This is a genomic window from Peribacillus sp. Bi134 (assembly GCF_918698065.1).
In the GTDB taxonomy this organism is placed as follows: Bacteria; Bacillota; Bacilli; order Bacillales; family DSM-1321; genus Peribacillus.
Window position 1 is genome coordinate 275,582 of record NZ_CAKKLN010000006.1, and the last position, 20,004, is coordinate 295,585.

At 42.5% G+C, this 20,004-nt stretch carries 18 protein-coding genes; 11 read left to right on the top strand and 7 right to left on the bottom strand.

Translation table 11 applies throughout. The features are described from left to right. Positions 1–409: 409 nt before the first annotated feature. Positions 410–934, bottom strand: coding sequence for a universal stress protein (locus LQ188_RS15160; protein ID WP_230177302.1), 525 nt, complete (start codon positions 932–934; stop codon positions 410–412). A 292-nt stretch (positions 935–1,226) separates the two neighbouring features. Here LQ188_RS15160 and LQ188_RS15165 point away from each other — a divergent pair, with 292 nt between their 5' ends. Beyond that, complete coding sequence (locus LQ188_RS15165; RefSeq protein ID WP_230177303.1) at positions 1,227–3,260, top strand: PBP1A family penicillin-binding protein; 2,034 nt, start codon at positions 1,227–1,229, stop codon at positions 3,258–3,260. 447 nt (positions 3,261–3,707) lie between these two features. On the opposite strand, the gene LQ188_RS15170 is transcribed toward LQ188_RS15165, so the two are convergent. Beyond that, positions 3,708–4,016, bottom strand: coding sequence for a hypothetical protein (locus LQ188_RS15170; protein WP_098372549.1), 309 nt, complete (start codon positions 4,014–4,016; stop codon positions 3,708–3,710). Positions 4,017–4,210: 194 nt separating this feature from the next. Here LQ188_RS15170 and iadA point away from each other — a divergent pair, with 194 nt between their 5' ends. The 6 genes from iadA to LQ188_RS15200 all read left to right on the top strand — a co-directional run bounded on the left by iadA (position 4,211) and on the right by LQ188_RS15200 (position 12,510). Then, positions 4,211–5,386: a beta-aspartyl-peptidase gene (gene iadA / locus LQ188_RS15175; RefSeq protein ID WP_230177304.1), complete on the top strand. Its 1,176-nt coding sequence runs from the start codon at positions 4,211–4,213 to the stop codon at positions 5,384–5,386. Between the two features lie 537 nt (positions 5,387–5,923). Further along, positions 5,924–7,036, top strand: a complete 1,113-nt coding sequence (pdhA, locus tag LQ188_RS15180) for a pyruvate dehydrogenase (acetyl-transferring) E1 component subunit alpha (RefSeq protein ID WP_230177305.1) — start codon at positions 5,924–5,926, stop codon at positions 7,034–7,036. Continuing rightward, on the top strand, positions 7,036–8,019 hold the full coding sequence (locus LQ188_RS15185; protein WP_230177306.1) for an alpha-ketoacid dehydrogenase subunit beta: 984 nt from the start codon (positions 7,036–7,038) through the stop codon (positions 8,017–8,019). Before pdhA ends, LQ188_RS15185 begins: the two co-directional genes overlap by 1 nt. Positions 8,020–8,048: 29 nt before the next feature. Further along, positions 8,049–9,329: a dihydrolipoamide acetyltransferase family protein gene (locus tag LQ188_RS15190; protein WP_230177307.1), complete on the top strand. Its 1,281-nt coding sequence runs from the start codon at positions 8,049–8,051 to the stop codon at positions 9,327–9,329. Then, entirely contained in the window at positions 9,330–10,754 is a 1,425-nt protein-coding gene (gene lpdA / locus LQ188_RS15195) for a dihydrolipoyl dehydrogenase (protein WP_230177308.1), read from the top strand. 376 nt (positions 10,755–11,130) lie between these two features. Beyond that, positions 11,131–12,510, top strand: coding sequence for an amino acid permease (locus LQ188_RS15200; RefSeq protein WP_101224231.1), 1,380 nt, complete (start codon positions 11,131–11,133; stop codon positions 12,508–12,510). A gap of 88 nt (positions 12,511–12,598) precedes the next feature. On the opposite strand, the gene hisC is transcribed toward LQ188_RS15200, so the two are convergent. Continuing rightward, a complete protein-coding gene (gene hisC, locus LQ188_RS15205) occupies positions 12,599–13,711 on the bottom strand; it encodes a histidinol-phosphate transaminase (RefSeq protein WP_101224230.1) in 1,113 nt (370 codons plus the stop codon). Between the two features lie 173 nt (positions 13,712–13,884). Here hisC and LQ188_RS15210 point away from each other — a divergent pair, with 173 nt between their 5' ends. After that, a complete protein-coding gene (locus tag LQ188_RS15210; RefSeq protein WP_101224229.1) occupies positions 13,885–14,352 on the top strand; it encodes an Lrp/AsnC family transcriptional regulator in 468 nt (155 codons plus the stop codon). Between the two features lie 96 nt (positions 14,353–14,448). Here the strand turns inward: LQ188_RS15210 and LQ188_RS15215 are convergent, their stop codons facing one another. Continuing rightward, a complete protein-coding gene (locus LQ188_RS15215; RefSeq protein WP_101224228.1) occupies positions 14,449–14,847 on the bottom strand; it encodes an alkylhydroperoxidase in 399 nt (132 codons plus the stop codon). Positions 14,848–14,965: 118 nt separating this feature from the next. On the opposite strand from LQ188_RS15215, the gene LQ188_RS15220 reads away from it, so the two are divergent. Further along, complete coding sequence (locus tag LQ188_RS15220; RefSeq protein WP_101224441.1) at positions 14,966–15,388, top strand: Lrp/AsnC family transcriptional regulator; 423 nt, start codon at positions 14,966–14,968, stop codon at positions 15,386–15,388. Between the two features lie 223 nt (positions 15,389–15,611). Then, entirely contained in the window at positions 15,612–16,547 is a 936-nt protein-coding gene (locus LQ188_RS15225; RefSeq protein ID WP_101224227.1) for a catalase family peroxidase, read from the top strand. 266 nt (positions 16,548–16,813) lie between these two features. Here the strand turns inward: LQ188_RS15225 and LQ188_RS15230 are convergent, their stop codons facing one another. Continuing rightward, on the bottom strand, positions 16,814–18,484 hold the full coding sequence (locus LQ188_RS15230) for an AarF/ABC1/UbiB kinase family protein (RefSeq protein ID WP_230177309.1): 1,671 nt from the start codon (positions 18,482–18,484) through the stop codon (positions 16,814–16,816). Between the two features lie 14 nt (positions 18,485–18,498). After that, complete coding sequence (locus LQ188_RS15235) at positions 18,499–18,801, bottom strand: hypothetical protein (RefSeq protein ID WP_230177310.1); 303 nt, start codon at positions 18,799–18,801, stop codon at positions 18,499–18,501. Between the two features lie 220 nt (positions 18,802–19,021). Here LQ188_RS15235 and LQ188_RS15240 point away from each other — a divergent pair, with 220 nt between their 5' ends. Then, positions 19,022–19,771, top strand: a complete 750-nt coding sequence (locus tag LQ188_RS15240) for a glucose 1-dehydrogenase (RefSeq protein WP_230177311.1) — start codon at positions 19,022–19,024, stop codon at positions 19,769–19,771. 2 nt (positions 19,772–19,773) lie between these two features. Here LQ188_RS15240 and LQ188_RS15245 read toward each other — a convergent pair whose 3' ends face one another. Beyond that, positions 19,774–20,004 (bottom strand): hypothetical protein, encoded by a 231-nt coding sequence (locus LQ188_RS15245; protein ID WP_101224224.1) that lies wholly within the window; start codon positions 20,002–20,004, stop codon positions 19,774–19,776.

Sequence of the window (20,004 nt, forward strand, 5' to 3'; positions counted from 1 at the left end):
GTCCATTCCCTCCCCAATGTGAATTAGGCTTAATAAAGATACCAAATCAAATCTTAGTGAGTCTATAGAAAAATTGTCGTATTTAGCCATCTAACATGGTTAATAGCAGGTGTATTGAAGGTCTGTAAAGAAGTTGGATAAACGAAAGAATATCGCCATAAAATGGGAACGGCGATTTTTGATGACATGTGCATTTCTTTAATTGTAATATTCTAACCGATGATCGAAAATTAAATACTTCCAAAGGGGAGCCAAATAGGCTGAGAGTGAACAGTTCGAACTGGTGCAGGGATGTGGTTTTAGATACAAACAATACATGTATTACTGAAAAATCCAACAAAAAGTCCGGATTCTATAAGAAACCGGACTTTTTCGAAGTATGAACAACTAGTGTGAACCGGCTCAATTTTCATTTTGCAATGAATACCGAACAGGGTGCGTTTTTCAAAATGGAACTACTTGTACTGCCAAGGAAGAACTTTTCCAAACCACTTTTAGCGCTATTGCCGACTACGATAAGATCAGCTGAAGTTCTTGCTGCAAAGTCACATACGCTATCTGGCGCATATCCTTCCAATAGTTCGAATTTTCCCTTGACTTGACATTCACTTAATAATCTCAACGTATTACTTTCTGCGTTCTGAATACTATTCTCGATGGCGGAAGGGGTGTCATTTACCTTTTGATTTCGTGGCTGATCAACTTCAACAACAGGATGTGACTGGACTGGATCTACATAAAATCCGGCAGCAGGTACGAACCCTGGAGCAGAGGCGTCTCCCACGATACGCTGTTCAACTTTATCATTTAGGACATGAACTACGGTCAACTCGGCTTTTGGAAAGGCCTTTTTCAATGTTGCTCCATATTCGACAGCCCGTTTACTCTCTTCGTTTCCATCAAAAGCGACGACAATATGCTTTAAGTCCTTCATTAATATCATCTCTCCCCTTTTTAAGACCTTAAAGGTGTTATACCCACTTTTAAATGGCTTCACGCCTTTAATCTGTATATAGACTGCCATTTACGGGTAAAGGATAGATACGAGCATAGTTAAAATGGTAGGATGAAATCTGGTCCTTCAGTTAGTTGACATGCTCAGACGATGAAGAAATATCATCAAGGGTGCCGATTTCCGAGTATAGTGCTACATGAAAAGGGCGCCTAGCTTCGGCCTTTTATTCAATCGACGAGTTTTCTTTAATAAAAAGGGTAAAATATTTTTAATGAAACATGTCGCAGATGGGAAAATGGGGGTACAAATGAGAGGGTTAGTGAAATTAGGTCTAATTATAATATTGGTGATTGTGGTTTTAGGCGCCGGTTCACTGTTGTATTTCAGGCAGGGTGCTGATATAAGTCATCTTGAAAATAAGCTTCAGCAACCGACAGGGATCTATGATTTGGATGGGAATCTTGCCAGTACGATCACGGCAAATAAATCCGAAGGTGTTGCGATAGATGAAATACCGGAACATATGAAACAAGCGGTGGTTTCCATTGAGGATCACCGTTTTTATGAACATCACGGCATAGATTATCAAGGAATTATGCGGGCTTTGGTTAAAAATGCAAAGGCTGGAAGTGTTGTTGAAGGCGGGAGCACGCTCACCCAGCAGCTTGTGAAAATCACGATGCTGGAATCGGATCGAACACTGAAGAGGAAGATAGGAGAGTTTTTTCTCGCCCAGGAAGTTGAAAATCAGTATACAAAAGATGAAATACTGGAAATGTATTTGAATCAAGTTTATTTTGGCCATGGGGCATGGGGAATCAAAAAGGCTGCAAATATTTATTTTTCCAAAGAGGTCTCTGAATTGACCGTTGCCGAGGGCGCATTGCTGGCGGGAGTCATTAACTTGCCATCCAAACTTGATCCATACAAGAATTTAGACGGGGCAGTGAAGCGGCGCGATTTGGTTCTTTCGAGAATGGCGGAACATGGTTATTTGACGAAAGATGAAGAAGCAGCTGCAAAAAAAGATGCGGTGACACTTCTTATGGGGGAGAAGGAAACCGATCCATTAAGAGGTAAATATCCCTATTATGTCGATCATGTTTTATCGGAAGCATCGAGTAAATATGGAATTAAGCTTGAGGAGCTGCTTTCAAAGGGCTATAAAATTTACACGACTCTGGACCAATCCATGCAAAAGGCTACAGAAACCGTGTATGAGAATGCAGCCAATTTTCCAGCTGGAACGAGTACAGAAGAACTGGTTCAAAGCGGGTCTGTCCTCCTTGATCCTGAAACCGGCGGCATAAAAGCACTTGTCGGCGGGAGAGGTGAACATCAATTCATGGGATATAATCGGGCCACCCAGCTGACAAGGTCTCCTGGATCATCCATTAAACCGCTTGTCGTTTACACGCCAGCTGTTGAAGAGGGATATGATATCACTGACCCTTTAAAGGATGAAAAAATGAGCTTCGGTGAATATGAGCCAACAAACCTGAGCGGTGAATATAAAGGAGAAGTCCCCATGTATGAAGCGGTGATGAATTCCTTGAATGTACCGACGGTTTGGCTATTGAATGAGATTGGCATCGATAAGGGGCTTGATTCACTTAAGCGGTTTGGAATTCCATATGAAAAGGATGATCGAAACCTGTCGATCGCTTTAGGAGGGATGAAAAAAGGTGTTTCCCCGCTGCAGATGGCAGGAGCCTTTTCAGCTTTTGCCAACGAAGGGGAACGGATGGAGACCCATGCCATTGTAAGAATAGAAAATGCCGATGGAAAAGAGGTTGCCGCCTGGAAAGAGAAGAGCACCAAGGTGACCTCAGTAGGCGCCGTCGATAAAATGAATGCCATGCTGCTTGGAACAGTGGAATATGGCACAGCGAAAAACGCCGCAGTATCAGGTTATGAAATAGCAGGTAAAACAGGCTCCACACAAGTTCCCATCGAAGGAATATCAGGGGTTAAAGATCAATGGTTCATCGGTTATTCACCTTCGCTGGTCGGTGCTGTATGGGCTGGATATGATAAGACCGACGAAAATCATTATCTAACGACACACAGCAGTCAGGGAAGTGCACTCATCTTCCAAAAAATAATGGCGCAAGCTTTACAGAATCAAGCGGCTCAATCTTTTAAAACTCAGGATATCGGACCGCTAATAGCTGAACAGCAGGCACATATAGCTGAGCAACAGGAGAAGGAAGAAGAGGACAAAAGGAGACAATATTGGATTGATAAAGGAAATGAGATTAGGGAAGGTTTGAATAAATGGAGGGACTGGGAGGTTCCATGGTGATTCTCAGGTAAGGGAGTTTAAATAAAATTAACAAACTGAGACTGTCAATCATTTGACAGTCTCAGTTTGTCGACGAAAGGGAGCGGATTTAATACGTGGCTCCGGAGTCTGAATAATCCGTGAACGGCCGAATAAAGAGCTGGTAAGGCCGAATAAATCCGAGAACGGTGGACTAAAGAGCGGGTAAGGTCGAATAAATCCGAGAAGGGTCGAATAAAGAGCGGGTAAGGCCGAATAAATCTGTGAACGGCCCAAAAAAGCTCAGGATGAAATCAACTGGAACGTTTTTAAAATAAAAAAACTGCAGGCAAACTCGCGTTTGGCTACAGTTCTTCATTTATTTTAAAAAATTAGATTTGCTATTATGCCGATTACGACAATTGCGCCTATCACCATTAAAATGGTTCTCATTTCTATACACCCTCTTCATAACGTAGTCGGTATCATTTAAATATTAACGGTTTGGTTCGATTGGAAACCGAATGAACTTTCATCATTTTCTTTACAAATAGCCTGTACTTTTTCTAGCATGGCATGTACATTCTCGCCTTCAAGGATGACTTTCATGGTTGCACACTCTTGAAGAATGAGCACAAAGGATACGAAAGTCGAAAGTTTCTTGGCATCGACCAATTTATGGTTGCAGATAAAATATATATTCCCTTTAAATTCTTTTGTAACTTGATATAGGTTCATGATTTGTCGCATGGATAATCTTTTATTTGTTTTAATGTCAGAAGAAATCACTTTATTCATGTCGTTTGCTCCTTTTGTTTTTATACTTTTGGAAAAGCATAATCAAGATGTCAATTCGGCTACAACTTTTAAAAAATGAACAAGTATGTTTAGTCTTTTTTATGTAATTGTTAGCTGGTCATGTTGTATATTTACCCGGGTAAAAGATTTTGAAACCTATTTGAAAATTTGTGTTTTTTGAAGGGAGAAGGAGAATGCTCACACTTATTAAAAATGGGGAGCTATATGGTCCGGAATATATGGGCCAAAAAGATATCCTCTTGGTTGGGAAGCAAATTGGATTCATCGAGGACAAGATTGAGGCACCTGACAATTTCGTTGAATTGGAGGTGATTGATGCGGATGGCAAAATCGTGGCTCCGGGTTTTATAGATGGTCACGTACATATTATCGGCGGAGGCGGGGAAGGCGGCTTTAAAACGAGGACTCCTGAAATCCAATTAACAGATGCCACTTTAGCGGGTATAACGACATTGGTAGGGGTCATCGGAACAGATGGAACGACAAGGACGATGCCCGCACTGCTTGCTAAAGCGAGAGCGCTTGAAGAAGAGGGAATTAGCTGCTTCGTTCAGACTGGTTCCTATCAAGTTCCAGTCAAGACGTTAACAGGTAAGATCGAAGATGATTTGATTCTTGTCGATAAAATTATCGGTGTTGGCGAGATAGCCATTGCCGATCATCGTTCCTCGCAGCCGACTGCAGCTGAGCTGGCTAAACTGGCCTCTCAGGCGCGTAATGGAGGTCTGCTGTCCGGGAAATGCGGTATCGTCAACATTCATGTCGGAGACAGTCTAGATCATTTGCATGTAATTGAGGAAGTTGTCGAGACAACGGAAATACCGATCACTCAGTTCTATCCTACACATATAAACCGAAATCCGCATTTATTCAATGCAGGGGTGGAATATGCAAAAAAAGGGGGGTATATCGATTTTACGACAAGTACGATCGAGAAGTTCCTTGAAGAAGGGGAGGTCAAAGCAAGTACAGCAATAAAAAGGGCACTGGAAGAAGGGGTTGAAATCGGGCAGATTACCATAACTTCAGATGGACAAGCCAGCCTGCCTGACTTCGATGGAAGCGGCAACCTGCGGGGTTTGAACATTGGTACATGCATGTCCTTATATGATTGTGTTGTCGATGCGGTCCTCGAGGATGGAGTGACAATTGCCGATGCCATACGAGTTGCGACGGCAAACCCGGCAAACATTTTAAAACTTTCTGCAAAGGGTCAGCTTGCGGTAGGTAAGGACGCCGATATCATCATAATGAAGAAACAAACTTTAGAAATAAATAGTGTTATCGCGATGGGGCAAATCATGGTCAAGGATGGTGAAGCAGTCGTGAAAGGAACATTTGAAAAATAGATCTTTCTAATTTTGGGTGCTATTTCGGTGCGAGTTCTACCCCATTTATCCTGAATTGCAAAAAGGGGTAACATTGATCTAATCTCGGATTTCAGAAATCAACTGGAATATTCCATTAAAAAATAACGTATGCAACTGGATTTTTCCTTGGAGTTTGTATACAGTCTAAGACCCTTAATTATATAATGGGTCTTTTTTTGTGCTGGATACTTTTTGGATGAGGTCGTGAATAAATCGAGCATATCACAATTTGTAGGTAATAAATGAAATTTACCCATTGAATGTTCTCATTTTCAAAATGAAGGTGAAGTATCAGAAAACATATTCTAAATAAAGGCAATATACGAAAAATTCATTCTATTTAACATATTATTAAAAACTTGGATGTATTATCCTTTTATATAAGGAAATGTATTTTATGAAACAGCATTTAATCACAGACATAAAGACCAATAAAACATTTTGGGCTGTTATTTCATGACTGTTCAAAACCTTGGTAAGTTTGCGAATCAAATCTATCTTAAGGGGAGAAATGAAATGGAAAAGACGGGAAACCCAATAATGAAAGCGCATTCAGATGGAACTGAGCCGGAAATGTTTCGTGTATTGACTCCTGAAGGGGAAATCATTGAAACGATTGATGGAAAAATCGATAAATCACTTATGTTAAAGATGTATGAGAGCATGCTCCTGCTCAGAACATTTGACCGAAAATCAATTAATCTTCAGCGCCAAGGCAGGATTGGGACATATGCACCATTCGAAGGACAGGAAGCATCACAGGTAGGAAGCGCTTTAGCATTGTCGGCAGGGGATTGGATGTTTCCCACATACCGTGATCATGGAGCTGCAATCATTCATGGTCAGGAATTATACCGTGTCTTCCTATACTGGATGGCACATTTTGACGGCTCAATTTGTCCAGAAGGAAAAAGGATTATGCCTCCCAGTGTTCCCATTGCCACTCAAATGGTTCATGCAGTTGGTACGGCTTGGGCAAGTAAGCTTAAAGGCGAACAGAATGTTAGCATTGCTTATTTTGGTGATGGTGCCACTTCAGAAGGGGACTTTCATGAGGCACTGAATTTTGCTGGCGTTTATAAAACCCCGACAATCTTTTTCTGCCAAAATAATGGCTACGCAATCAGTGTACCTTTTGAAAAGCAATCGGCATCCAAAACGATATCCCAGCGGGCTGCTGCTTATGACATCCATGGGGTGCGGGTGGATGGAAATGATATTTTTGCAGTATGGCTGACTGTAAAGGAAGCTGTCGAAAGAGCGCTAAAAGGGGAAGGGCCTACATTGATTGAAGCCATTACCTTTCGCTATGGCGCCCATACTACTGCAGACAATCCGAACATATATCGCGATCAGGACGAAATTTCAACGTTCTGGAGGGAAAACCGCGATCCCATAACACGTCTTAGAAAGTATTTGGATAAAGAGGGTCACTGGAATGAAGAGCAGGAGGAATTGGTGATAAAACAATTCAACGAACTGATCGATGCTCACCTGCAAAGAGCAGAAGGGTATCCAAAATCCGACCCGCTCGAAATGTTTAACCATGTATATGCAAAGGAGTCATGGCATCTAAAGGAACAGAAGCAGGAATTGAATCAAATCTTAAGGAAAGGCGGGAAGAAATAATGGGCAAAAATTTAACGATGCTCCAGGCTATTACGGAAGGGCTGGACCAAATGCTGGGTCATGATGATCGCGTGATGATCTTGGGTGAGGATATTGGAGTTAATGGCGGGGTTTTTCGGTCAACGGAAGGGCTTTATGAGAAGTATGGAAAAGATCGAGTTGTCGATACGCCATTAGCTGAATCTGGAATCATCGGCTCTGCCATTGGTTTAGCCCTTAACGGAATGCTGCCCATAGTGGAGATCCAGTTTCTCGCCTTTATTTATCCTGGATTCGAGCAACTCGTTTCCCATGCTGCCCGTATGAGGTATCGTACTCGTGGGCAATTTGGGGTGCCCCTCGTAATCCGTACTCCATATGGTGCCGGAATCAGGGGTCCTGAACTTCATTCCGAAAGTGTCGAAACCTTCTTTGCCCATACTCCGGGTTTAAAGGTGGTTGCACCCAGTAATCCATATGACGCAAAAGGGCTGCTCATTTCAGCGCTCGAAGATCCAGATCCGGTGATTTTTTTGGAACCGACTAAATTGTATCGGGCCTTTAAGGAAGAAGTTCCCGACGAAATGTACCGAATACCCATCGGTCAAGCAAAAGTGGTCCAGGAGGGAAGCGACCTGACCATTTTTGCATGGGGGGCCATGTTAAGGGAGGCATTGAATGCCGCGAAAAAGATTGAAGCGGAAAAAGGCTGGAAATGTGAAGTGGTCGATCTTAGAACTTTATACCCCCTGGATAGGGATACGATCGTGCAATCCATTAAAAAGACAGGTCGTGCATTAATCGTCCATGAAGCCCATAAGACTGCCGGATTAGGTGCGGAGATCATCTCCATCATTAATGATGAAGCTCTTATTTACCTGAAAGCGCCGATTAAGCGTGTAACTGGATTTGATGTTCCGGTTCCGCCGTTTACAATAGAAGATCATTATTTACCGACTGTTGACCGTGTAAAACAAGGAATAGTCGAAACGATATCATTTTAATTGTGATTAAGGGAGAAGGAGGATGACGCATGATGGAATTTAAACTTCCTGATGTAGGGGAAGGGATGCATGAAGGGGAAATTATCCAATGGCTCATCAAAGAGGGGGATGCAGTAAAACAGGATCAACCCATTGTTGAGGTGCAAACGGATAAAGTCAATGCTGAATTGACTGCTCCCGCAGCGGGAGTGGTCAAGAAGATATTTTTTTCCGAAGGGGATATCGTGGAAGTGGGAACCACAATATTCACAATTCAGGAAGAGAACGATATGTCAGTTCCGGATACAGTCATTATTGAAGAAGAAAACCATGCCGTGCAATCTGGCGATGTAAAAGTGAATGCAGAGCATATTACGACTAAACAGCATCATGAGGCATTGCGTGCGCTGGCAACACCATTCGTGCGTCAATTGGCGAGGGAAATGAAGATTGATATCGAGAAGGTTAAAGGCTCCGGTCCAGCTGGGCGAATTACCGAAAGTGACTTGAAGCAGTTTAAAGAAAATAATTCGTGTACACGGGAAAAAGCCAAACAGCTTGAGGACAGGATTGTTCAAGATATGGCCCCGATGAAGGATGCCATCCAGGCAAAAGGTTTGGAAAATGAGCGGGAAGAGCGGATTCCGCTTAAAGGCATTCGTAAAAAAATCGCTGAACATATGGTAAAGTCGGTATCAACCATTCCTCATGTAACCCATGTAGATGAATTGGAAATGGACCGATTGAAGGAATTTAAAAATCAATTAAAGGAGTACTCCGATGATAAGGATATTAAATTGACTTTTTTGCCATTTTTCGTTAAAGCGATTGTCATCGCCTTAAAGGAGTTCAAAACACTAAACGCTTCAATTGATGAAAGAACCAATGAAATCATCCTGAAAAATTATTATCACATTGGGATTGCGACGAATACAAACGAGGGTCTCATTGTACCAGTCATAAAAAATGCCGATCAAAAAACCATTTTCCAACTGGCTGATGAAATCAAGCGATTGGCAGCCCAAGCCCGTGAAGGGAAGCTGAACATAGATCAAATCACAGGCAGTACATTTACCATCAGCAATGTAGGACCGATCGGAGGGATGCACGCGACCCCGATCATTAACTATCCGGAAGCGGCCATATTAGCTTTGCATAAAATGGAACATCGCATGGTCGTTCGCGATTTGGAAGGTGTTATCCGTTTAATGATGAATATGTCACTTTCTTTCGACCATCGTTTGATTGATGGGGTAACAGCGGTGCATTTTACCAATAGAATTAAGGAATTGCTGGAAAATCCAATTCGTTTAGTTGTGGAGATGAGATAAATGGTAGTTGGGGAAGTTGCTGTAGAGACGGATGTTGTCATCATGGGAGGAGGTCCGGGAGGATATGCTGCGGCTATCCGTCTCGGCCAGTTAGGAAAATCAGTCGTGCTTGTTGAAAAGGATAAGCTGGGCGGGGTATGCCTTAATCGGGGCTGTATACCATCAAAGGCATTAATTCACGCAGCAAATCAATACCAAAGTCTTAACGATTTAGGGAAAATGGGAATCCGGCTGCCTCAGGAAAGCACGACTATGGACTTGGGGGTTTGGCAGGATTGGAAAGCGGGCATCACATCTCAATTGAGGCAAGGTATTGCCCATTTGTGTAAGGAAAATGGAGTGACGGTGGTTAAAGGTCAAGCAACCTTTTTATCTGATGACCGCATTGGAGTCGAAACCGATGGCGATTTCGAAACCTATAAGTTTGAGCAGGCAATTATTGCGACGGGGTCCAGGCCTTTCATTCCATCCTTCATTAAAGTCGATGGAGAATATATATTGGATTCGACATCATCTTTGCAGCTGCAGGAAGTTCCTTCAAGCTTGTCAATCATTGGCGGAGGATATATCGGAATCGAATTGGGTATGGCATTTGCAAAGCTAGGTACTAAAGTGACCATCATTGAAATGGCCAATCGCATACTCCCCCAAGTTGCTGAAAACTTGGTAAAGGAAGTCACAAGGAATGCCAAGAAGCTTGGGATGAAAATCAAAACCTCCTCGAGTGTAGAAAACGCGACAGTAGTGAATGGCCAAGTACATCTTCATGTGTCCTCGGAAGAACAGGGGACTGAAGTGGTCGTGAGCGAAAAGACCCTGGTTACAATTGGCAGGATACCTAACACTGAAGAAATTGGCCTGAATCGGGCTGGAGTTACGGTTGGCGAGAAAGGCCATATAGCAGTGGATATGGAATGCCGTACAAATGTGCCGCACATCTTTGCCATCGGTGATACTACACCTGGTCCGGCTCTTGCCCATCGAGCATCCAAACAGGGAATCGTGGCAGCTGAAGTGATAGGGGGGCTGCCAAGTGCCGTAGACTCACCATATGTTCCATATGTAATCTTCTCGGAACCACAAATAGCTGGTGTTGGTTTAAGCCGTGAAGAAGCTGAACAACAGGGTTACAGCGTCAAGGTCGGCAAATTTCCGTTCAGTGCCAACGGAAGGGCGCTTGCAACGAATGAAACGGAGGGATTTGCTGAAGTGATCGTGGATGCTAATAGCCACATATTGCTCGGGATGCATATGGTAGGTGCTGATGCTTCCAACCTTATAGGTGAAGGGGTCCTTGCCCTTGAACTGGCGGCTCGGGTCGAGGATATTGCCCTCAGCATGCATCCTCATCCAACTTTGACCGAGGGGTGGATGGAAGCGGCTGAGGCAGTTTTGGGACATGCGATTCACATCGTAAATAAATAACATAACTGGAATATGTATCATGGGGATTACCGATGTAGTCCCCGATTAGAATGTTTCATTTTAATAGAGTCAGAAACCCGGTCATTGGTCCCCGTAAGGCAAGGCTATCAGCAAGTCACTCCATTTCGAAAATCTGACCGGCGTTTGACCATACGGGAGCCATATTAGCCTGCAATGATTCCTCTTGTAAAACCATCAGCTTATTGATATCATTTTTACTTTGGGGAAGTATGAGAAGAGTTTTCAAGAAGGCTTTGCTTTCTTCCACTCCTAAACCATAACGGTTGATGAGATAACTTATCTATTCGCCATTCAACGATTGAAATGGGTTTAATTTTTTATATGAGAAAATTATGGAATGAAGGAGGCAAATGTAATGGAGTCAAATGGTGGGTCACTGCAAAAGAAATTATTGCCACGGCATATTAGCATGATGGCAATGGGAGGGGCTATAGGTACTGGGATTTTTAAAGGAAGTGCCGAAACCATATCGTTAGCAGGGCCAGGAGTTATATTCACTTATATTTTTGCAGGATTATTACTGCTTGTAGTCATGGGTGCTATAGCAGAAATGGCGATTGTCTATCCAAATACGAATATGAAGGGTTTCGTACAGAAAGCATTCGGTAAGCGCTTTTCCTTCATCGTAGGCTGGATGTATTGTTTCATGTGGCTGTCCGTATGTGTCATTGAGGTAGTGGTGGCAGGAAGCTTCTTGCAATATTGGCTCCCGGCTATCCCTCTATGGGTATTAAGTTTAGGGTGTGCGGCTTTCATAATTGGGATTAACATGATGAATGTCAAAAATTATGGTGAATTCGAATTTTGGTTTGCTGGCATTAAAATTACAATGATCATCTTATTCATCATATTGGGAGCCTGTATTTTATTTGGAGTGATCCCAAGCGGCGGATCTAATTATCTGCAAAACTTCACAGGGCATGGAGGATTTTTCCCAAATGGATGGATGTCCATCTTTTCGGCATTACTGATCGTCATGTTCTCCTATGGCGGTTCCGAGTTAATAGGGGTGACAGTAACCGAAGCAAAGGATGCAGAACGCATTTTACCTAAGGTCATTAAAAACTATATTTGGAGAGTCGTTTTATTCTTCACCTTACCGATCCTTGTAATCTGCGGTTTGATTCCTTGGAACGAAATAAGCGACCAGGCAAGTCCGTTTGTACAAGTTTTGTCAATGTCAGGGTTTCAGGGTTCTGCGCATATCATGAATTTCATTTTGATAACGGCAGTCTTATCAGCCGCTAACTCTGGAATATATGGGTGTACCCGAATGCTGCATTCTTTAGCTGCAGAAGGGGAAGCTCCCAAGTCATTCTCTTATGTATCAAAAAATGGCGTTCCTTTGTATAGTTTGATATTAAGTGCAGTTGTATTGGTCGTCGGCTCCATGATTACTTTCGTTGCACAGGACCAGGCATTTACTCTATTAATGGCTTTTCCGGGCTTTGTAGTATCACTTGTATGGATCAGCATCTGTTTAGCGCAGCTAAAACTTCGCAATTCTTATCCCAAGGCTCCGAGTTTTAAATTGTGGGGCTTTCCATATGTAACCTTGTTTACTGTAATCACCTTAAGCATCATTTGTGTCACGTTCGTGTTCAGTGAACAGAATCGGATCAGTATCATTGCTTGCCTGATTGTGTTGGCTGCATTGATCTCGATTTCGATTTTTAAATTTAAAAGTGTGGATGCACAGGAAACACCTATAATAGAAAAGGATATTGCTAAATAAATTCACGTAAAAGATACGGCATGGGCAAAGGCGTCCATGTCGTATCTTTCATTAATGATCATTGATATACAGCAACTTCATGGATCGGTCATGCACCAGACGTTTTATTGATAATATGTTGTAAGGATGCTATGAATCTCTCGTTTTCAGGCGCAGTGCCAATGGTCACGCGGATAGTATTTTCATAGCCTAGCAAATGACCTGAACGGATGATGACACCCTGAATTAATAACTTCTCAAAAATGTCCCTGCCAGGCTGATTCAATTTGACCATCAAGAAGTTGGCATGTGAAGGGTAGAATGTTAATCCCATCTTGCTTAGTTCGTTTTCTAAATATCTTCTTCCTTCCTCATTCTTACGAACACATTTCTCAACAAATGGATGGTCGTCGAGGGAAGCGAATGCTGCAGCCTGTGCTAAACGATTGGTATTGAAGGGCTCCTTCACTTTAACTAGCTCTTGTATGATGGAAGCATCCATTAAACCGTATCCAATCCTTAATGCAGCCAGGCCATAAATCTTCGAAAAAGTGCGTAAGATAACCAGGTTTGAATGCATATTGAGAAGTGGTAAGGTTTCTAAAAATTCTCCATCTTCGACATATTCATAGTATGCTTCATCAACGATCAGCAAAATATGTTTCGGCACCTTCTCGATAAAAGTGCGCAACTTTTCTTTTTGAACGATCGTTCCTGTTGGATTATTGGGATTACAGACAAATATCATTCTTGTTTTTTCTGTTATGGCCTCATACATACCCTGCAGGTCATGTACCCCATTAATAAGAGGTATCTTTACAGGTGTGCCGCCGTCAATCAATACATTCGTTTCATACCGTGGAAATGTCACATCAGCCATAATGACTTCATCATTTTGTTGGATATAGGTTCTTGTTAACAAACGAATCACTTCATCAGATCCATTTCCCAAAATGATATGATCTTTATTGATATTCAATTTCCTTGCCAGCTTTTCAGCTAATGCCGGTGCCATACCTTCAGGATAAAAGGAGGTTTGCTCCATTTCGGTAAGCATGGCTTCTTTTGCTAGAGGTGAGTAACCGAATGGGTTCTCATTGGATGCCAATTTAACGATAGTTTCAAGCCCAAGTTCGCGTTGCACTTCTTCAATTGGCTTGCCGGAAACATATGGGCTGATGCTTTCGATGTTTTGTCGAACCGGGATTTTCGTAAAGGTCAATGCAGGTTCCTCCCTTTGGTGAATTCTGAATTTTCTTTTTCTATTTGATTATTTTAATGATAGAATATTAACTGGTAAAATTACATACAAAAAAGAATGTATTTATTGCTATCCATACAACATTTTAAAGAAATATATGCTTATATTCCTTCATTATGAAAGGCGGTTGCTTCATGGATGAAATAGATGTCAGGTTACTGGAACTTTTACAAAGAGATGGACGCATTACGATTAGTGAACTATCGAAGAAATTGGCTCTCAGTCGACCTAGCATCTCTGAACGTATGTATCGCCTGCAAGAAAAGGGGATCATTGAGGGGTTCAGCGCAAGGGTTTCACCTCTGGCAATAGGAAGGGGTGTACTTGTGTTCATTCAGGTGAGTGAACTTAAGGTTCCTGTTTCCGATTTTGAGACATTGGTGAAAAATGATTTAGACATTATCGAGTGCCATCGTGTAACGGGAACAGTTGGATATTTTTTGAAAGCGGCTTTAGCTGATATGGACAGCATGAGATTACTGATAGATCGATTGATACCATATGGACATCTGAATACATCCGTGGTTTTGACATCCCCGGTACCTTCCCGCTCCATTCTTCCAAGGATCAATGAAATGGAGGATCATGGGGCGAAATCCTAGGTGGTAATTCAATTTATAAGGATTCGGTGACCGTTCAAACTAGAAAATAGGTTTATTACAAAAGGAACGAGGCAATGCGCCTGTTCCTTTTTGCCGTTACTTTAAATCCATCAAAGCCCCGAAATATTGCTGGGCGGTTGTAAAACAAATGAATGCTAATAGTTCAGAAATCTCTTCATCACTGAATGCCTCCTTCAACACCTGGAAAAACTTTTCCTCCGTTTTTTCACGCTGCAAGAGAAATACCTCCGCAAAGGCGATTGCATAGCTTTCTTTCATATCTTCCGGCTTTAGTGGAGTCCCTTTTGCCTGACAGTATGAGCAGCCATTACCGTATGCCAGCACCCTTCTGACGTTTTCCTTTAACTTCTCCGAAAGTTTCCCGTCTGCAGATATGCAATCTGAAAGCTCCGACCATTTATGCGAAATCTCTTCAGAATGAAATAATCTTTGAAATGGACTGGATCCCTGTGATGATTTTTTTATTCTTGTCATGAACATCTCTCCTTTGAGATAATCCTAATATAAAAAACCAAGAAATTTAATTCCGTTTGTAAAGAAATGTGGTTAAATAATGAAAGAATGTAAAGAGAAGAAGGGGGATAATTTAAAAATGAAAATAGATGAGAAAGACCAGAGCATCCTTGCCGAATTAACGTTGAATAGCCGCATCTCCATGAGGGAATTGGCAAAGAAAGTAAACCTCTCTGCCCCCACCGTTGCCGAACGGGTACGGCAAATGGAGTCGTTCGGGATCATTAAAGGGTATGTTGCCGAGATTGATCATAAAAAGATCGGTTTTCCAATTGAGTGTATCGTGGAAGCAACGGTAAAAAATGGGGAATATGAGAAATTCAAAAAGTATATCTCCGAGGTGCCGAATGTTGACTTTTGTTATCGAATTGCCGGGCAGGCTTGCTTTATGCTGAAAATCCACACTCAGAGTCTTGAAGAAGTGGAGGAATTCATCAATCGGACCATTCCTTTTGCGGCAACCGTTACCCATGTGATCCTTTCACAGGTGGAGCGGGAATAGGAATGAGTATTTTTCTAATGGAAGAAAAAGAGATCTGTAGGCCGATCATTTGAATTAATGGATAAAATCACGTGTCCATAAAGGTATACATAAGTTTGCAGTGCCTGGATATTTCCAGGTGTTTTTTTGCAATCAATGCTTTCGGTGATTCAAGAAAGAATAAGCTAATGGAATAAAGGGTACATGTAATAGTGGATTATAATCTGAAAAGGTGGGGTGAGGTATGTTGGAGGAAACTGACGACTTGAACCCTGAATTAGCCAGGGAAGCAGTTAATGTGATTGAAGATGTAGCTGGAAAATATCCTGGTTATCGGCGTGCACATGCAAGGGGATATGTTTATGAGGGGGTTTTTACCCCAAACGGAAAAGCGTCCCCATTAACGGTGGCTTCACATCTTCAGGATGAAGCCGTGCCGGCGATCATTCGGTTTTCAAATAGCTCGCCGATTCCAAGCCATCCTGATGCCATTTCCCCTGTAAAGGGCATGGCAGTCAAGTTTCAATTGCCGAATGGAGAGGTGTCAGATCTTATTACTGTGACCATTCCGTTATTCTTTGCTAAAACACCGGAAGCGTTTGTTGATATAGCTGGTTTTTTCAAATCTGCCAAAGAAGGTTTCCCAAATCTGAAAGAGCTTGCAAAAATCCTGTGGAAGTATCCAGAAAGCAAGGCAAGCCTGCAAATGCTTAAAGAAATGCGTTCTCCAGCCAGTTTCTCAACGTGTCAATATTATTCCATTCATGCATTCTATTTCATTAACGCGGAAGGAAGGAGGCAGGCCATCAAGTACGAGTGGGTACCGGATGCCGGCCTTAGTATGCTAGAAAGAAAGGATTTGGCCAAGCATTCGCCAGAGTATCTGAATGAAGAAATGGAAGAGAGGCTGAAAGAAGGTCCGGTGGGCTTTAAATTGAACATACAAATAGGAGGGGAAAATGACCCGACTGACGATCCAACCACAGCTTGGCCGGAAGATAAACAGGTAATCACGATTGGGCATTTAACGATCTCCAAAAAATCGGAAGTGTGTAAAGATTCTTTATTGTTTGATCCAACCAATATTTCTGAAGGAATCGAGTGCTCGGAAGACCGGATCTTGAATTTTCGCCATAGTGCGTATGCCGTTTCATATGAACGACGGATAAATAACCAATGAATGAAATCTCGAAAAGGGAACCCTGCATTAAAGGGGTTCCCTTCAGACTGCTGGAAAACCTGCTTTCGGAAATCCACTCCCTTTCCAACTGTAGACAAGCCTCATCAATGCAAGCGTATGTGGGTTTCGGCTAGCCCAGTTATTCGGCAGGAGTGTCGCAAATTTCTTCAATCCAGTGAGAATTGCAGTAAAAAACTTAAAGGATAATGATTTGTTTTAAATTCATGGTTCGGGATGAAACTAATCTGAACCCCTTTTATAGTAGGTTACATTTTTCCGGATCTGAATATGGTGTAGAGCATAAGTAAGAACATCAGGGTTGCAACGACAAATCCAATCTCGATAACCGGTATTTTCCATAGGATCAAGGTTTCCCCGCCTATTGCAGAGCCGATAATGAGACCGACCATGATTATGCTGAATGCAAGCAGGATAATACTGAACGACAGCCGGTTCGAGATTTGATCAAGCTTATGTAAAAATACTTGAAGTTCGGGAATGTTGATATCGAGCCGCAATTTCCCTTTTTTAATGATACTTGTCACTTCCTTGATATCCTTGGGCAGTTCGGCAATGGCTTCAGCAGACTCGATGAATTGATTCCAGGCGTTTTTCGCAATGTTTTTTGGATTGTAGCGTTCCTTAAAAAGCCTCTCCCCAAAAGGTTCAGCTGCCTTCATGATGCTGAAATTCGGATCTAACCCTTCGACAATGGCCTCCATGGTAAGCAGAGCCTTACCGAGCATCGTGAATTCGGGAGGGATTTGGACTTGATGCCGATTGGCAACAGTAAACAGGTCATTGACTGCTCCGCCTAAACTGATTTGGCTCAATGGGATATCATAATATTTATTTCGCAGCTCATCAATATCCCCCCTTAATGGGGCCATATCGATTTCGTCCGTCAGGAGGCCCATATCTGAAAGCGTCTTGATCAATCCATTGGTGCTTCCTCGTTTCAGGTTTATGACTAGCGAGGCGAACTGATACTTCGTTTCCTCCTCCAGACGTCCCACCATTCCGAAATCCATGTGTGCGACGACATTTCCCGGCAAAATGATGATATTGCCCGGATGGGGATCGCCGTGGTAAAAGCCATCAATCAATATTTGCTGAAGCATGGAGTTCGCTAATCTTTCTGCGATTTGCCGGCGATCATAACCTTCATCATCAAGCTGTTTATAATGGTTGATCTTAATGCCTTGAATGAAATCCATCGTCAGGACCCTTTTTGTGGAAAATTCCCAATGGATCCTTGGTACCTTAAACCCTTGATCATCGATGAACTGCTTGGCAATTCTTTCCCCGTTTCGACCCTCGGAGTTATAATCGAGTTCTGCGCGTAGTGATTTAGCGAATTCATCAATCATTTTTCTGATTTGGTAGCGTCTTGCCCATGATATGCGAGCTTCCATAAGTCTTGCCAAATCATCGAGGATTTCCAAATCCGTTTCCACTGTCGGCATAATATCGGGCCGCTGCACTTTGATTGCTACGACTTCCTGTGAAGGAAGGCGTGCTGTATGGACCTGTCCAATTGAAGCGGTTGCCAGAGGGTTTTCATTAAATTCAAGAAAAATGTTTTCCAAAGAATCACCCAATTCGGCTTCGACAATTTTGCGAACCTTATCAAATGGAAAAGGGGTCACCTGGTCCTGTAGCTTTTCAAGTTCGCGGACGATCTCATCGGGAACGAAATCACGCCTCGTGCTTGCAATCTGACCAAGTTTAATGAATGTTGGTCCCAAGCTTTGTAATATCTTATGCAGCCGCTCTCCGATTGAGCGGAGGTTCAGATTTTCATCGGGTTGGAGTTTCGAGCCCGCTTTGCTCTCGGATAATCCCAGGCGATAGATGAAGTAACCGAAACCATTTTTCAAGAAGGCATTAATGATTTCCTGGTAACGATGTGCGTGTTTCAGTCGCTTGCGAAACATTCAAGTACCTCCTGTCACGATTGTAAGTTTTGGTTCTGCTTCTCCAAAATTACGATACGGCGCTCCAATTCCTGAACTTCTTCTTTAGTTGCCAAGTTTAGGCCATTGAGCGCTTGGTTGACTTTGGCCTTGATGGAATCATCCAGCTGCTTTTGGGCTTGTTCCCCTTTTTCGACCCATTGCTTCAAAAGGACCTTGGAGTCTTCTTTGCTGATATCGCCCTTTTTGACAAGAGAGTCCACTGCTTTTTCAATTTGCTCTTTTGTAGCAGCGGCAGCACCTAATCCTAAAGAAAACACATTTTTTAATAAGTCCATTTTTACATTCCTCCAATATAAGTTTTTTACACCGTAAGAAAGATAATAGCGGATGCCGTTCAATCTGGTTCATTCTTGCTGTTATTATCTATCATACATCACTTTAGGGCAGCTAGAAAAATATAAGGGTCCTCCAGGTTATTGATGATAGGAAATTGTTTGAAGTGTAGCGAATTGGATATTATGATAGGGACAAATCTGTGAAAGTGAGGATGGAATAATGGGTTTCAAAAATAAAACGGTGATTGTAACAGGCGCTTCGAATGGGATAGGGAGAGGAGTGGCAAAGGGATATGCAGAAAGCGGCGCTTCAGTCGTTCTCGCAGATTTGGACGAGCGGGAAGGTCTTTCGTATGTGGAAGAGCTCAAAAGTAACGGTCATGAAGCCATGTTCGTCAAAACGGATGTACGCAGGGAAGCTGACATCCATCATTTGATGGATGTAACTCTAAAAACATATAAGACCATTGATATATTAATCAATAATGCAGGAAAGGCATTATTCAAATCGCTTTATGACCTGACGATTGAGGAATGGGACGATATGATGAATACGAATTTGCGCAGTGTTTTCCTTTGTTCCCGGGCTGCTGCAGAATCGATGCGGAAAAATGAAAAGGGAGGTGCAATCATCAATTTGGCATCAACCAGAGCGGTGATGTCTGAACCTGATTCGGAATCCTATGCAGCGACAAAAGGAGGGATCAAAGCACTGACACATGCACTTGCCGCTTCTTTAGGCAAAGAGAAAATTACGGTCAATTCGATTTCTCCGGGCTGGATTGAAACGCGAGATTATGAATCGCTGAGGGATAAAGATCACCAGCAGCATTTTTCCAATCGGGTTGGAAAGCCTGAGGATATTGCAAGGGCCTGTCTTTATTTGACGGCATCGGAAAATGATTTCGTTACGGGTGCGGACCTTATCGTCGATGGAGGCATGACAAGAAAAATGATGTACGAGGAGTAATCTCATTTTTTCCGATAAAGATATTGCAGTTCAGTCCCGAGTTCACGGTTGAGCAGCTGTTCCATTTCTTCAAGCTCCTTTATGCCGATAGGGCCATCGGCAGCTGTCCAGTGAATGGTATAAACAAAATAGTAATCTCTTATTTTTCGGAAAATAACAGGCGAATTCGGGAATTGATCAAAAATTGCCTTGATATTATAGCGTCTCATGTAGGACCACTTAACGAGCTGCAT